This is a genomic window from Plantactinospora solaniradicis (assembly GCF_042658085.1).
Taxonomy (GTDB): Bacteria; Actinomycetota; Actinomycetes; order Mycobacteriales; family Micromonosporaceae; genus Plantactinospora; species Plantactinospora solaniradicis.
In genome coordinates this window covers 379256-394192 of record NZ_JBHSPR010000032.1, presented here as the reverse complement: position 1 = coordinate 394192, position 14937 = coordinate 379256, and the positions used below count along the sequence as shown (strand labels likewise).

Below are 14937 nucleotides of genomic sequence, written 5' to 3'. Positions count from 1 at the left end.
CGGATGTGAACCGCTGCGGGGAGCCGGTCGGGCCCCGATCCGGAGTCGTCGGGCGCCGGTGCTACCTGGGCAGCACCGTCTCGATGGCGGCGGCGACTTCCGGCGCCTCCGGCTCGACCTGGGGCGCGAACCGGGCGACGGCGGCGCCGTCCGGCGCGACCAGGAACTTCTCGAAGTTCCACCGGATGTCGCCGGAGTGTCCGTCGGCGTCGGGGATGTCGACGAGCGCGGCGTAGAGCGGGTGCCGATCCGGTCCGTTGACGTCGATCTTCTCGGTCATCGGAAAGGTCGCGCCGAAGTTGGACCGCGCGAATTCGGCGATCTCGGCCGGAGTGCCGGGTTCCTGGTCGGCGAACTGGTTGCTCGGCACGCCGAGCACGGTCAGGCCGCGGTCCGCATAGGCCTCGTGGAGCGTCTGCAGGCCGACGTACTGCGGGGTCAGCCCGCACCGTGAGGCGAGGTTGACCACGAGCAGCGCGTTCCCCCGGAACTGACCGAGATCGGTGAAACCCCCGGTCAGGGCTCCGATCTCGACGTCGAAGACGCTCACGTCGCCTCCTGCCTGTGCTCGTCGTCGCCGTGACGTGATTGGCTGGGCTGGTCGCCGCCCTCGCTGCGCTCGGCCATGCGCCGAGGCTACCGGTCGGGCGGCTCGACGGTACCGGTTACGGCGCTGCCGCTCGCATCAGGGGTTCGCCTGCCGACCGTATCCTTGCCCCGTGGGTGCCCACGACTTCCGGCTCGGAGTGGACTTCGGCACGTCCAACACGGTCGCGGTGCTGCGCTGGCCGGACGAGCGGGTACGCCCGTTGCTGTTCGACGGCTCGCCGCTGCTGCCCTCGGCGGTGTTCGCCGGTCTCGACGGCCGGATCGCGGTCGGCCGCAACGCCCTGCACGCCGGGCGGGCGCACCCGGAGCGCTTCGAGCCTTACCCGAAGCGGTGCATCGACGACGGCACGGTGCTGCTCGGCTACGCCGGTACGTCGTCGGCCGAGCCGGCCGCTGTGCCGGTCGAGGAGCTGATCGCGGCGGTGCTGCGGCGGGTGGCGGAGGAGGCGAGCCGTGCGGCCGGGCAGTCGGTTCCGCACGCCGTACTGACTTTTCCGGCCGGCTGGCGGCAGGCTCGTCGGAGCATCCTGCTGACCGCGGCGAACCGGGTGTTTCCCCGCGTGGTGCTGGTGCCGGAGCCGGTCGCCGCGGCGAGTCACTTTGTCGCGCTGGAGGGCGCCGCCGTGCAGCCCGGCTCCTCCGTGATGGTGTACGACCTCGGTGCGGGCACCTTCGACGCCTCTGTGGTGCGTCGGACGGCCGACGGCTTCGAGGTGCTCAACACCGAAGGGCTCTCCGACGCCGGGGGACTGGACGTCGACGCGGCGATGATGGCGTACGTCGGCGCGCTCTACGCCGTCCGGGACTCGGCCGCCTGGCAGCGACTGGGGCAGCCGGTCGCGCCCGCCGACCGCCGGCTCAGCCGGGCACTCTGGGACGACATCCGGGTCGGCAAGGAGATCCTGTCCGAGTCGACGAGTGTGCTGGTGCACGTGCCACTGTTCGACGACGAGGTGCCGTTCGGGCGTGAGCAGGTGGAACAGCTCGCGCAACCGATCCTGGCCCGGACGGTCGCGGTCGCCCGGTCCACGTTGCGGGGCACCGGGATCGACGCGGCCGACCTCGCCGGGCTGTACCTGGTCGGTGGCGCCAGCCGGATCCCGCTGGTGGCGACGATGCTGCACCGGGCCTTCGGCATCGCACCGACCACCATCGAGCAGCCGGAACTGGCCGTGGCGGAGGGCAGCCTGCGCGCGGTGTCCTGGCCGCTCGCGATGGACGGCGAACTGCCGGGAGCGGCGTCCGGCACCACTGCCGCCGCGACGGCGAACGCCACTGCCACCGCCATGACCGCGGCCGGGGCCGCCGCCGTGCAGACGGCCGGGGCCGCCCCGTCGACGGTCGCCGAAGGATTCTCCGACGGCGGCACGGGCACCGGGGCCGGCACGCCGGGCACGACCACTCCGGCGACGACCGTCGCGGGCGCGTCGCCCGGCGGTGCGGTGGCCGCCGCTGTCGTCCCGACAGGGGCCCCCGGCGGTACGGCTCCGCTCGGCGGTACGAGTCCGCCTGTGAGCACGGCGACGCTCGGGAGCACGGCTTCGCTCGGTGGCGCGGTGTCGAGCCGTTGGCGGGTGGCCCGGTGGGCGGCGGACACCGCCGGTTGGCGTACCCGGAACCGATGGGTGGCGGCGGGGGTCGCCTTCGTCGCGGTGGCGGCGGTGCTGGCCCTGGTGCCGATCCTCGGCCGGGGCGACGGCTCGTTGGCCGATGGTGCCGGCAACGGAGTCCGGGGAGGCCAGGTCGGCAACACCCCGACGCCGTCCGCCTCGCCCACCCCGGCGCCGACCCCCTCCTCGGCGATCGACTTCTGTCTCGTCGGGACCTGGCGGGAGACCTCCAACACGGTCGACTTCGGCTTCCAGGGCGTGCAGGTCACGATGAAGGCGTCGGGGGCGATCCGTCGGCACTGGCCGGACGGCCGGGGCGTGACCCAGTTCGGCAAGGCGACGACCTGGACCGGGCGGTTGAACGGCCGGCGCTACGAGGTCATCACCGGTGGCACCCTCAAGTTCAAGCTGCGGACCGGCGATGGCGAGATGTTCGGGCAGAACACCGGGGCCAGCGGCACCATCATCGGCCGGATCAACGGTCGGGAGCGCTGGCGGGAACCGTTGCGGGCCGCCGTGGGTTCGTCGAGTTACGCCTGCTCGGGTGATGTGTTGAGCATCAGCGTGGACAAGCGGGATATCGAGCTGCGCCGGGTCAGCCGCAACCCGGACGCGAAGGTCTGAGCCACCCGCCGAGAGCCGGGCGGTCCGGTGGGGACGGAGCCGGGCCGGGGCGGCGGGAAATCGAAACATGGACATCTTGACGAAGTAGTGAACCGATGAGTAGCGTCGCCTCAGTTAAATGGAAAGTTTCCTATTAATTAACAGGGAGACGCCACCATGAGGAGATCCATCCGCCGGGCGCTCTGGGCCGGCGTCGCGGCCGCGGTGGCCATCGCCGCGGTTCCGGTCACCGCGGCTCTCGGTGCCGGCAGCCTCACCACCAGCTTCGCCGTCAGCTCCGACTGGGGCTCCGGCCACGAGGTCAAGGTCACCGTCACCAACGGCACGGACGCGTCGGTGAGCACCTGGCGGGTCGAGTTCGACCTGCCCGCCGGCACCACCATGAGCAGCTTCTGGGACGCCGACGTCACCCGGACCGGAGACCGGTACGTGGCGGTGAAGAAGAGCTGGGCCGGTGCGCTGGCCCCGGGCGCGTCGGCGACCTGGGGCTACATCGGCTCCGGTGGCTACCGGGCGCCGCTGAACTGCACCGTCAACGGGACCGCCTGCGGTGGCGGAACGACGCCGACCGCGACTCCGACCACCGTTCGGCCGACCACGGCGCCGCCGACGACCCCGCCACCGACCACGCCGCCGGTGACCACCCCGCCGCCGAACCCGGGCGCCCAGAAGGTGGTCGGCTACTTCACCCAGTGGGGCGTCTACCAGCGGGCGTACCACGTCAAGAACATCCACACCAGCGGCTCGGCCGCCAAGCTGACCCACATCATGTACGCCTTCGGGAACACCACCGGCGGGCGGTGCACCATCGGGGACAGCTACGCGGACTACGACCGGGCGTACACGGCGGCGGAGAGCGTCGACGGCGTGGCCGACACCTGGGACACCGGCGCGCTGCGCGGCAACTTCAACCAGCTCCGCAAGCTCAAGCGGATGTACCCGAACCTGCGGGTGATCTGGTCGTTCGGCGGCTGGACCTGGTCCGGCGGCTTCACCCAGGCCGCACAGAACCCGGCCGCGTTCGCCGAGTCCTGCCACAGCCTGGTCGAGGACCCGCGCTGGGCGGACGTCTTCGACGGCATCGACATCGACTGGGAGTACCCGAACGCGTGCGGACTGACCTGCGACGCCAGCGGCCCGAACGCGTTCAAGAACGTGGTCTCCGCGCTGCGTAGCCGGTTCGGCTCGTCCGCGCTGGTCACCGCCGCGATCACCGCGGACGGCAGCAACGGCGGCAAGATCGACGCGGCCGACTACGCCGGGGCGATCAACAACCTCAACTGGCTGATGCCGATGACGTACGACTACTTCGGCGCCTTCGCCGCGCAGGGGCCGACGGCGCCACACTCGCCGCTCACCTCGTACAGCGGGATTCCGCAGCAGGGCTTCTGGTCCGACGCGGCGATCCAGAAGTTGAAGAGCAAGGGCATCCCGGCCAACAAGCTGCTGCTCGGTATCGGCTTCTACGGTCGGGGCTGGACCGGCGTCACCCAGGCCACCCCGGGCGGTACGGCCACCGGGGCGGCGCCGGGCACCTACGAGGCGGGCATCGAGGACTACAAGGTGCTCAAGAACACCTGCCCGGTGACCGGCACCATCGCGGGTACGGCGTACGCGAAGTGCGGCAACAACTGGTGGAGTTACGACACCCCGAGCACCATCGGCGGCAAGATGTCGTACGCCAAGGGGCAGGGGCTGGGCGGCTCGTTCTTCTGGGAGCTGTCCGGCGACACGACCAACGGTGAACTCATCACCGCCATCTCCAACGGTCTCCGTTAGGCGTAGCAACCGAAGAGATGCCACGGTGCGCCCTCGGCCGGGCGGGGGTACGGGGCCGACTCCGGGTGGATACGGAGTCGGCCCCTCGCCCCGGCAGTGCCGTCAGCGGATCAGGAAGACCTGCTGGGTTCCGTCGCGCTGGGTCCGAACGGCGCCACGGTCGCTGGTGAACACCACGGTTCCGTTGTCGACGGCCGGCCAGGTGCCGTTGCCCTGCGTGCTCAGCTGCACCGCGGGCGTCCAACCCGACCGACCGTCCCGGCGGGAGGTGAAGATCTTCCACCGCCAGTCGGTCGAGCGGGAGTCGTACCAGACCACCCGCACTGACCGGTCGGCGTCGTTGCCCAGCCGGGGCCGCTGGCTCATCGCGTCGGGATCGACGCCGACCGGCTCGGACGGTGACCACGCCGCCCCGTCCGTCGACCGGCTCGCCCGCAGCGACAGGTTCACGCCGGCCGGGGAGAGCACCTTGGTCTCCCAGACCACGACGAACGACCCGTCCCGGTCCACGGCGACGCTCGGGTGCCGGTCCGCGGCGTCGTCGTTGGCGCTGACCCGTACCAGGGGGCTCCAGGTGCGTGCCGAACCGGCCCGGACCGTGGCGAGGACCTCCCAGTTGTCCGGGTTGGTGCCGCCGCTGGCCGGCTCGCCGGCGGGCGGCGTGTGTCCGGTCCAGCCGGGGTCGGGGTCGAACCGGTTGTCCTGCCAGGTGACGATGATCCGACGGTCCGGGGCGACCGCGACCGACGGGAACAGCGACGCCGGATAGCGCGGTGAGCGGGCATCCGACGGCGTACCGGGGTCGGTGACCTTGCCGGTGGCGGAGATGTTCACCGGGGCCTTGTCGATGCCGACGACCTGGACGTGGATGTCGAACGCACCACCGCTGTTGTCCGCCCACGCGACGACCGGATGCTGGCCGTCGAGCAGCGCGAGTGCGGGGTGCATGGCCCGACCCCGGCCGTTGCTCAACCGGACGGCGGGGGTGAAGCTCCGTCCGCCGTTGCGGCTGTGTCGCAGGTAGATCGCGGGCCGGTGGGGTTGTTCGTGGCCCTGGGCGTCCTGCCACACCACCCAGACGTCGTCGCCGGATGCCACGACCTGTGGCGACCGCGCCGTCGGCGAGTTGCCGGACAGCTCGATGCCATCGCCGTGCTGGGTGCCTTTGTGCCCGTCCAACTGGCGGTACACGACGGAGGTCCGGTGGTCGTGGTGTACCTCGGCGACGACGTGCGTCAGTCGACCCTGCACGGCCACGTCCGCGAAGCCGGCGAACCCGCCGCGCTCGCCGAGGACCAGGGCGGCCCGGTCGTCGCCGCGGGCGGGGGCGGGCAGGGCGATCTCCGGAGCCGGCGCGGCGGGCTTGCGGACCGACAGGAAGACCGGCGAGGTGGCCGCGCGCAACTGGTCGGGAAGGTTCGGGTCGGCCTCGCGTCCGGAAACCTCTCCCGGAGCGCGTACCTCCACCCGGTACCAGCCGTGGTCGCCGCGCAGGGTGAGCGGGATCAGGTAGGTCTGGTCGTCCCGGGTGGGCGCGAACGTCGCCACGGGGCCGGCCGAGCGCCCCGGCGAGGCGTACACCAGGACCTTCATCCCGGCCGCCGCGCGGACCCGGACCCGCAGCTTCGCGTGCTTCGACAACCGGTTCTCCGGTACGACGACCTCGTCACCGCAGACGGCCTCGAACCGTCCGTCGCCGTCGGCGTCGGCCTCGATCGTGACGAATGGCCCCTGCGGGCTCATCGACAACGTCGTACGGCCCGCCGCCAGGCCGTCCAGGATCGCCCGGACCGATCGTTCGGCGGCGAACACCCAGGTGGTTGCCCGGCCCGGCGCGCTGACCGGCCGCAGTTCCTTGAAGTGGCTGTCGCTCGCCGCGACGCCGCCGAAGCGGAACCCGTGGTTCCACCGGTTCTCGGCATACTCGATCTCGGCGTCGGGATTGTTGCTGACGTTCCACAGCTCGACGACGTCGACGCCCTGAACACTGGCGTTGTCGTTCGGTCCGGTCGCCGAGGTGTACTCGCCGTCGTCGGGATGCGCGACCGACCAGACCGCGTGCTGCGCGTGCGCGTCCCAGATCGACTGTTGGATGTGCCGGAACGCCGCCGAGCCGGGCGGGTTGGCGCCGTCCACCACCGTGTCGACCGCGCCGAGGACGACGGCGTGCGGTGAGCCGTTCGCCTCCTCCCCGGTGAGCAGCAGGAGTTTGTCGGACTCCCACTGTGGATCCCAGTGCTGGTCGTAGGTGCGATGGTCGGTCAGCGGCATGAAGGTCAGCCCGACCGACTCGGCGTAGCCGATCTGGTCGCCGACCGGCAGGTTGCCCGGGTCCCGCTGGTCCGAGAGTTGCCGAGGCGCGCTTCCGTCCGACGAGTGGTCGTCGTGGACGTGGGTGTCGCCCGGCAGCCACAGTCCCTCGGGCTCGTCGTGGTGCTTGTCGGATCCCCGGTTCTCTCCGACGTCCGCCTGCGCGGCGGACGCGGGTACGAGCCCAGCGGCGGCGACCACCGCCCCGCCGACCGCCGCCCCGCCGACCGCGATGAACTGCCTGCGGTCCAATTCCATCCGGTCCTCATTTCAACTGAACCCGTGTTGTGGCTGCACAGGCCCCACACGACCCGGCGCCAAGAGTTCGATCAGTTAGGCGCAGCAGACGCTAGCCAGTCACCCCGGAAGATCGCGTGAACTGGTGGTGAAGCCTGGTCGGCGGAAGCGCGAGTTACCCGGAAGTATCCGACGTGACGTCGCACGGTGGCCCGAAGCCTGTCAGCCGGGCAGATTCGGCCGATCTTGTCCGCTACCGGCCCGCGCGGGTCCCGTACCCGCGCAGGGCGCCCGGTTACGCCTTGAGTAGCTCCTCGCTCAGGTCCCATAGGCGCTGTGCGGACTGTGGGTCGATGGCATGCGGCACGACGGTGGCGGGGGGTAGCTTCCCGGAGCCGAAGATGATGGGCTCTGGCTTCTCGTCCAGTGGTGAGATGTCGTTGTCCTTGAGGTAGACGCCGCCGATATCGGTCAGCAGCGGGCTGGTCGCGGCGAAGACGCTGGTGCTGGCGCCCTGTTGCGGCGTCTTGTGCTCGCGGTCGGGGTCAATGACCGGCTGGCCCGACTCGTCGATCAGCCCCATGGCCCGCAACTGCTCGTCGCTCAACGTGTCCGTGCGCGCCACCCCCTCAGCGATGTGGGGACCGAGATTCGTGCCGTAGACGATGCCCGGATGCACGGCGTAGCCCCGGATTCCGTCCTCGGCCCATCGGCGGTCCAGTTCGACGGCGAACAGCACGTTGGCAGTCTTCGACTGGCCGTATCCGAGCATCCCCATCGGGTCGTACCCGCTGGTGAAGTGCGGGTCGTCCCAGCGGATGTCGGACACGCGGTGCCCTCCGGAGCTGAGGTTTACCACTCGGGCACCGCTCGCGGCCCGCAGGGCGGGCAGCAGACCAAGGGCCAGCTGGAAGTGTCCGAGGTGGTTGACTGCGAACTGCGATTCGTATCCGCGGGCGTCCCGGACCAGGGGACCGCCCATGATGCCCGCGTTGTTGATCAGGATGTGCAGCGGGCGCCCGGAGTCGAGATACCGGGCAACAAAGGCGTCGATCGCGTTTGGGTCGAGGAGGTCGAGCCGGCCGGTCTCGACGCGCTCGATGCCCGTCAACCCGGCCGCCGCCCGGTTTGGGTTACGCACAGCCACCGTCACGGACGCGCCCGCCTTGCTCAGCGCCCGAGTTGTCACTAGGCCGAGTCCCTGATGGCCGCCGGTGACGACGACGTTGATGCCGGACAGGTCGATCCCCGCGAGCACCTCGTCGGCCGTCGACGCCGCGGTGAATCCGGAGCCGATGGGGTGCTGTCGGTGGGTCATGTTCTGTGTCATGGCCACCACTGTGCGCCCGCACCCTCGGACTCTGAATGGTTGTCGGTCCGAATTTCTTGCGCGATAGTACGGGGATGACCACCGATCAGTTATCCGAGGTGTTGGACCTCGTCGAGGTGCGCGGGCTACTGACCGGCGGGTTGGCGGCCACGGGCCGGTGGGTCTCGCGCGCGTCGGTGCAGGATCCCCTGAAGTTCTTCGCGATGGTGAGCGGCAGCGCCCGGCTGACCACCGACGGCGTTGGCGACCCGGTCGAGCTCGAGCCGGGCGACGTCGCGATCGTGAACAACCGGTCGTGGCTGGAGATCGAAGGCGGCACCGGCGACGACCCGCCCCGCGTGATCGTCCCGGAGGAGGCGGACCCTCAGACCGGCCTCGCCGGTGCCGACCGTCAGACCGACGACGTCGTCATCGGTGTACGCGTGGACCTGAACCAGGCTGGTCGGACACTGCTGCTGCAGGCGCTCCCTCCGGTGGCGCACGTGCGGGCATCGGCCGCCGCGGCCAGCAGCCTGCGCACAAGCCTCGACCGGCTGTTCGACGAGGCGACGGGCGATCGGGTCGGATCGGCGTTCGCGATCCGGCAGCACGGTCAGCTCCTGCTGCTGGAGGTGCTGCGCGCCTACGTCGACCAGGCCGAGCTGCCTCCAGGCTGGTTACGGGCGCTGACCGACGAACGGCTGCGCCCGGCGCTCACCCTCATGCACAAGGAACCTGGAAAACCCTGGGGCCTCCAGGAGCTGGCGCGTGCGGCGGCGATGTCGCGCACGTCGTTCACCGAACGCTTCCGCACCGTTGTGGGGATGCCGCCGGTCACCTATCTCAACCGGTGGCGGATGCTGCTCGCGCAACGCGCCCTCCGCGACGGCGACGTCCGCGTCGGGTCGCTGGCGTCCGACCTGGGATACGCGTCCGAGAGTGCCTTCAGCACCGCCTTCAAGCGCGAGGTGGGTGTGTCACCACTGCGCTACCGGTACCGGGTGCGCGAGGAACAGGGGAACGTGGTGGTCGCCTCGGCCGCCACCGACACGCCTGAGACCCTTATTTACCAGGCTCTAAGCTGATCAAATGGTCGCGGCCCTGGAGCTGTATCTCGACACCGACGCCACCCGGCGGATCCGGGTGCTCTGGGAAGCCCTGGAGTCCGAGGGCGTGCAGAGCATGCGTTCGCTGCTGGGACAGCGGCACCGTCCGCACGTCTCGCTGGCGGTCGCCCCGCGACTCGACCCGGACCAGGTCGCCGGGGTTCTGGCCGGTACGGTCGTGGCGGCGCCGCTCCAGCTGTCGTTCCAGTACGCCGGCCAGTTCGTCGGCCGGGTGGTGTGGCTGGGGCCGACCCCCACCGCCGAGTTGCTGGCCCACCAGGAGACGGTCCACACCCGACTGGTCCGGGCCGGTGTGCCGGTCAGCGAGCACTACCGACCCGGCCGCTGGGTGCCGCACTGCACGTTGTCGATGCGGGTGCCGAACGTCCTGATGGCGGCGGCGGTACGGCGCTGCCTGGAGGTCCTGCCGATCGAGGCGACCGTGGTCGGCGCCGCCGTCGTCGACTACGCCCGGAGCATCGTCCACCCGCTCGACTAGGACGTTCTCCAGGTGCCGAACCGCCGGGCGGTTACCCGTCGGAGTCGCCGGGTGCCACGAGCCCGGTCTCGTAGGCGAGGACGACGGCCTGGGCCCGGTCCCGGAGGGTGAGCTTGGCGAAGATCCGGGCGACATGGGTCTTCACGGTGGCCTCGCTCAGCGTCAGCTGGTGCGCCAGTTCCGTGTTGGACAGACCCCGGCCCAGCAGGGTCAGGACCTCGAGTTCCCGGGGCGTCAACGCGGCGAGGTCCCGGTGCGGGGCCGCACGGGTACCGGCCGCGTGACCCGCCCCGGCCCTGCCGGCGATGCCGGACGTGGCGTCGCCGGCAGCGAAGCGTTCGACGAGTCGTCGGGTGATCGAGGGGGAGAGGAGGGCGTCTCCGGTGCTGACCAACCGTACGGCGGCGGCGAGGTGTTCCGGCGTGACGTCCTTGAGCAGGAAGCCGCTGGCCCCGGCTGCCAGTGCGGCGTAGACGTAGCGGTCGAGGTCGAACGTGGTCAGCATGATCACCCGGCTCTCCGGCGTCTGCGCCAGGATGCGCCGGGCGGCCTGTAGACCGTCCATGTTCGGCATCCGGATGTCCATCAGGACGACATCCGGCCGAAGCTCCTGCGCCGCCGTCACCGCCTCGGCGCCGTCGGCGGCCTCGCCCACCACGTCGAGGCCGCGCGCCGTCAGGATCATCCGGAAGCCGGTCCGGACCAGGGCCTGGTCGTCGACGATGAGGATCCGGGGAGTTGGCTCGGCGCCGACCGTCACCCGCCCACCCGATGTCGTCATGACCGGTCCAGGGGAATCCGGGCGCGTACCCGGTAGCCGCCGCCGAGGCGCCGACGGGCGTCCAGGTCACCGCCGTAGACCGCAACCCGTTGCCGCAGCCCCAGCAGGCCCCGCCCCGCTCCGGTGCCGTCGTCGGGCGGATCACCCACCACACCCCGGCGGGTCCCGGCCACGGAAGCCGCCGATCCGGACCGAGCGCCGGACAGCACGCTCGGGCCGGTGTTGAGCACCTCCACCCGGAGATAGCGGTTCGCGTACCTGATGGTGACCTCGGCCTTCGCCCCGTCGCCGTACCGGAGCGCGTTGGTCAGCGCCTCCTGCACGATCCGGTACGCGGTCAGGTCGATTCCGGCCGGCAGTGGATAGGGCTCGCCGGAGATCCGTACCTCCACCGGCAGCCCGGCGAACGCGATCCGGTCGACCAGCGGGCTCAGTTGGCCCAGCCCCGGCTGTGGTGCCAGGCCCGTGCCGTCGCCACCCTCCTCGCCGTCCTGCGACGGGGCGAGCAGGCCGAGCAGGTGCCGCAGTTCGGTCATCGCGTCCCGCCCGGCACCCTCGACGGCCGACAGCGCCGCCGCGGCCTCGTCCGGCAGGGTGGCCAGCACCTCGCGGGCGGCCCCGGCCTGGACCACCATCAGGCTGACGTTGTGGCTGACGATGTCGTGCAGTTCCCGGGCGATCCGGGCCCGCTCGGCCTCGACCGCGACCCGGGCGGCGCTCTCGCGCTCCCGCTCGAACAGCCAGCTCCGCTCGCCCAGGGCCCGTCGGTGCAGACGCCGCGCCCGGACCAGCGCGACCGCCAGCCACACCACGGCCGCGCAGGCCGTCGCGAGCGCGGCGGTCAGCCAGACCGTTCCGGATCCCCACACAAGACCACCTTCGCAGCAGGCACCCCGATCCGCGTCATCCCGGGGCAGCAGCGCTGTACATCCCCAGGATGACCTGTCCGGACGTTACCTCCGGGGGCTGATGCCGAGGCTGGCCGCCACCTCTAGCTTTGCAGCCATGACCAGCGAAGACAGCACCGGACAGGTCGTCGTGCGACTCGACGCCGTGCGCAAGGAGTACGGCGACACCACCGCGCTGGACGGCGTGACCCTCCAGATCCACAGCGGAGAGGCGGTCGCCGTGATGGGCCCGTCGGGCTGCGGAAAGTCGACCATGCTCAACATGATCGCCGGGCTGGACCGTCCGACCTCCGGCACCGTCACCGTGCACGGCGAGGATCTGGGTCGGCTGGGCGAGACCGGGCTGGCGCTGTTCCGGCGCAAGCGGATCGGCATGATCTTCCAGTTCTTCAACCTGCTCGACGACCTGCCGGCGCTGGACAACGTCGCGCTGGCCGGGCAGTTGACCGGCACCCCGGCCAGGCAGGCGCGCAGACGGGCTCTCGAACTCCTCGACGAACTCGGGATCGCCGACCGGAGGAACATCTATCCGGCGGCGTTGAGCGGCGGTGAGCGGCAGCGGGTGGCCGTGGCCCGGGCCCTGATGAACCGGCCGGCGCTGCTGCTGGCCGACGAGCCGACCGGCGCCCTGGACAGCCACGCCGGCGAGCAGGTGATGGACCTGTTGCTCGACCTCAACCAGATCGGTCAGACGCTGCTTCTGGTCACCCACGACCAGCGCCTGGCCACCCGGTGCGCCACCCGGGTGGTCGAACTCGCCGACGGCCGGGTCGCCGGCGGACGCACCCTGGAGCGGGCGGCGTGAGCGCGGTGTGGCGGACCGCTCGGGCGGCCGTACGGCGGCGCCGGTTGCAGACGACGGTCATCGGTCTGGTCGTGCTGTTCTCCACCGCGACGATCGTGGTCGCGCTGGGACTGCTGAACGCCTCCTCGGCCCCCTTCGAGCGGGCCTTCGCGGCGCAGCGTGGCGCCCATGTCGTCGCGGCGTTCGACGGGACCCGGGTCGCGGCGGCGGATCTGACCCGGACAGCCGAGATTCCGGGAGTCGAGGCCGTCGCGGGCCCGTTCGCACAGGTCGTCCTGGAGATCCCCCCGGACAGCGGAGCGCGTCCGTTCCTGTCGGGTCCGGTCACCGTGGTGGGTCGGGCCGATCCGGGCGGTGCCGTGGACCAGATCGACCTCTGGTCGGGTCGGTGGGCCACCGGCCCCGGCGAGATCGTGCTCAACGTGGCGCCCCCGGCACCCGGCCGACCCTCGCCGTTCCCGCTCAACGAAAAGATCAGCATCTCCGACCAGGTGGCGTTCACCGTCGTCGGTTACGCCTCCAGCCTGACCCAGACGGCCGCCGCCTGGGTCTCACCCGAGCAGGCCGCGGCCCTGCACCCGACCGTCTCCCAGATGCTCTACCGGTTCACCGCCGCGGCGACGGAGCGGGAGATCGACGCCGGTATGGCCGCCGTCACCGGGAAACTTCCGTCGGATGCCCTGGTCGCCGCGCAGTCGTACCTGGTCGTCAAGCAGGCGGCCGCCGCCGAGGCGGGCGTGTACGTGCCGTTCCTGATGGCGTTCGGCGTCCTCGGGCTGGTGACGGCGATCCTGATCGTCGGCAACGTGGTCAGTGGCGCGGTGGTCTCCGGGTTCCGGCACATCGGGATCCTCAAGACGCTCGGATTCAGCCCGCGCCAGGTGCTCGCGGTCTACCTCGTGATGGTCTGCGTTCCGGGGGTCGTCGGCTGCGTGCTGGGCACCGTACTCGGCAACATCGCCGCCGAGCCGCTGTTGGGGAGCGCGTACCAGGGGTTGGGGTTCAACCCGGGTGACAGCGGCATTCCCGTCTGGATCGACGTGGTCACCCTGCTGGGGATCCCGGCCATCGTGGTTCTCGCGGCGCTCGTGCCCGCGCTGCGCGCACATCGGCTGTCCGCGGCCGAGGCGATCAGCGCGGGCAGTGCGTCCCGGGCCGGGCGCGGGTTGCGGGTCCAACGATGGCTGAGTGGGACCCGGCTGCCGCGCTCGGTCAGCCTGGGCCTGGGGCTGCCGTTCGCCCGGCCCGGCCGGACGACCCTGACCATGGCCGCCGTCCTCCTCGGCGTGACCACGGTGACGTTCGCGACCGGCCTGGCCAGCACGGTGACCGGGTACGCCGACGCCACGGACGGCAACGACACCATCGGGGTACGGGCGAATCCCACCGGGTCGAAGCTGGTGGCGCCGTCGACGCTGACCGAACCGCAGATCGAAGCGCTGCTGCGCTCGTTGCCGGGCACGGCCAGGGTGACCGTCAACCTGGACCTCGATTTCTCGCTCGTCGGGTCCACCCAGCCCGTGGTCGTCACCTTTCTGCGCGGGGATGTCGACACCCAGGGTTATCCGGACCAGCTCGTCGAGGGACGCTGGTTGTCCCGACCGGGCGAGGTCGTCGTCCCCTCGACGCTGCTGCGCGAGCGCGGCCTGGCCGTCGGCGACCGCATCACGCTGGAACTCGACGGCCGGCAGGGCGCGGTGACCATTGTCGGCGAGACCATGGCGGGCGCCCCCGGACCGCCCGGAATCCTCGCCGACCGGCAGACGCTCCCGCTGCTCGCCCCGGACCGCCAACCCGGCAACCACCAGTTCCTCTTCCAGGTCCAGCTCGCCGCCGGGACCGACGTCCAGGGATACCTCGCCGCAGTCCGGGCGGCGGATCCGGGGCTCTACGCGTTCGACAACGGGGGCACCGACGCGTTCACCGTTGCGGTCGTCAGCCTCGCGGCGACGTTGACCCTGATGCTGGGGACGGTCACGGCGCTCGGCGTCTTCAACACCGTCGTGCTCAACACCAGGGAACGCCGTCGTGACCTCGGCATGCTCAAGTCGATCGGGATGACACCCCGGCAGGTGACCGTGATGATGGTGACCTCGATGGCGGCCCTGGGGGTGATCGGCGGACTACTCGGCATCCCGCTCGGGATGCTCGCGCACCGCTTCATCGTGCCGTTGGCGGCGGACGCGGCGCAGATCGGCGTCGGGCGGATGCTGCTGCACGTCTGGCAGCCGTGGGTGCTCGGCGCGCTGGCCCTCGCGGGTGTGGTGATCGCGGTGATCGGCGCGTTCATCCCGGCCCGTGCGGCGGCCCGGCTCAGCATCGCCACGGTGCTGCACAACGAGTGATCAGCGGGCCGGGGT

General features: G+C 71.2%; 11 protein-coding genes. 6 read left to right on the top strand and 5 right to left on the bottom strand.

Features of this window, described 5'->3' with window-relative positions; translation table 11 throughout:
- Positions 1-61: 61 nt before the first annotated feature.
- A complete protein-coding gene (locus ACFP2T_RS30510) occupies positions 62-550 on the bottom strand; it encodes a glutathione peroxidase (RefSeq protein ID WP_377427763.1) in 489 nt (162 codons plus the stop codon).
- Between the two features lie 169 nt (positions 551-719).
- On the opposite strand from ACFP2T_RS30510, the gene ACFP2T_RS30505 reads away from it, so the two are divergent.
- Together ACFP2T_RS30505 and ACFP2T_RS30500 are read left to right on the top strand one after the other, a co-directional pair.
- Positions 720-2843: an Hsp70 family protein gene (locus ACFP2T_RS30505; RefSeq protein ID WP_377427761.1), complete on the top strand. Its 2124-nt coding sequence runs from the start codon at positions 720-722 to the stop codon at positions 2841-2843.
- Positions 2844-2999: 156 nt separating this feature from the next.
- Positions 3000-4622 carry a glycosyl hydrolase family 18 protein gene (locus tag ACFP2T_RS30500; protein ID WP_377427758.1) on the top strand — a complete coding sequence of 541 codons (1623 nt, stop codon included), beginning with the start codon at positions 3000-3002 and terminating at the stop codon, positions 4620-4622.
- Positions 4623-4724: 102 nt separating this feature from the next.
- Here ACFP2T_RS30500 and ACFP2T_RS30495 read toward each other — a convergent pair whose 3' ends face one another.
- Both ACFP2T_RS30495 and ACFP2T_RS30490 read right to left on the bottom strand, forming a co-directional pair.
- Positions 4725-7190 (bottom strand): CehA/McbA family metallohydrolase, encoded by a 2466-nt coding sequence (locus ACFP2T_RS30495; RefSeq protein WP_377427755.1) that lies wholly within the window; start codon positions 7188-7190, stop codon positions 4725-4727.
- Between the two features lie 274 nt (positions 7191-7464).
- Positions 7465-8499, bottom strand: a complete 1035-nt coding sequence (locus ACFP2T_RS30490; RefSeq protein WP_377427752.1) for an SDR family NAD(P)-dependent oxidoreductase — start codon at positions 8497-8499, stop codon at positions 7465-7467.
- A 74-nt stretch (positions 8500-8573) separates the two neighbouring features.
- Between ACFP2T_RS30490 and ACFP2T_RS30485 the strand changes: the two genes are divergently transcribed.
- Positions 8574-9563 (top strand): AraC family transcriptional regulator, encoded by a 990-nt coding sequence (locus ACFP2T_RS30485; RefSeq protein WP_377427749.1) that lies wholly within the window; start codon positions 8574-8576, stop codon positions 9561-9563.
- Positions 9564-9567: 4 nt separating this feature from the next.
- The gene (locus tag ACFP2T_RS30480; protein WP_377427747.1) at positions 9568-10083 is read left to right on the top strand and encodes a 2'-5' RNA ligase family protein; all 516 of its coding nucleotides are present in this window, start codon (positions 9568-9570) and stop codon (positions 10081-10083) included.
- Positions 10084-10114: 31 nt separating this feature from the next.
- On the opposite strand, the gene ACFP2T_RS30475 is transcribed toward ACFP2T_RS30480, so the two are convergent.
- Both ACFP2T_RS30475 and ACFP2T_RS30470 read right to left on the bottom strand, forming a co-directional pair.
- On the bottom strand, positions 10115-10864 hold the full coding sequence (locus tag ACFP2T_RS30475) for a response regulator (protein WP_377427746.1): 750 nt from the start codon (positions 10862-10864) through the stop codon (positions 10115-10117).
- Positions 10861-11673 carry a sensor histidine kinase gene (locus ACFP2T_RS30470; protein ID WP_377428056.1) on the bottom strand — a complete coding sequence of 271 codons (813 nt, stop codon included), beginning with the start codon at positions 11671-11673 and terminating at the stop codon, positions 10861-10863. Before ACFP2T_RS30470 ends, ACFP2T_RS30475 begins: the two co-directional genes overlap by 4 nt.
- Positions 11674-11869: 196 nt before the next feature.
- Here ACFP2T_RS30470 and ACFP2T_RS30465 point away from each other — a divergent pair, with 196 nt between their 5' ends.
- Positions 11870-12577, top strand: coding sequence for an ABC transporter ATP-binding protein (locus ACFP2T_RS30465; protein WP_377427743.1), 708 nt, complete (start codon positions 11870-11872; stop codon positions 12575-12577).
- On the top strand, positions 12574-14922 hold the full coding sequence (locus ACFP2T_RS30460) for an ABC transporter permease (protein ID WP_377427740.1): 2349 nt from the start codon (positions 12574-12576) through the stop codon (positions 14920-14922). Before ACFP2T_RS30465 ends, ACFP2T_RS30460 begins: the two co-directional genes overlap by 4 nt.
- The last annotated feature ends 15 nt before the right edge of the window (positions 14923-14937 follow it).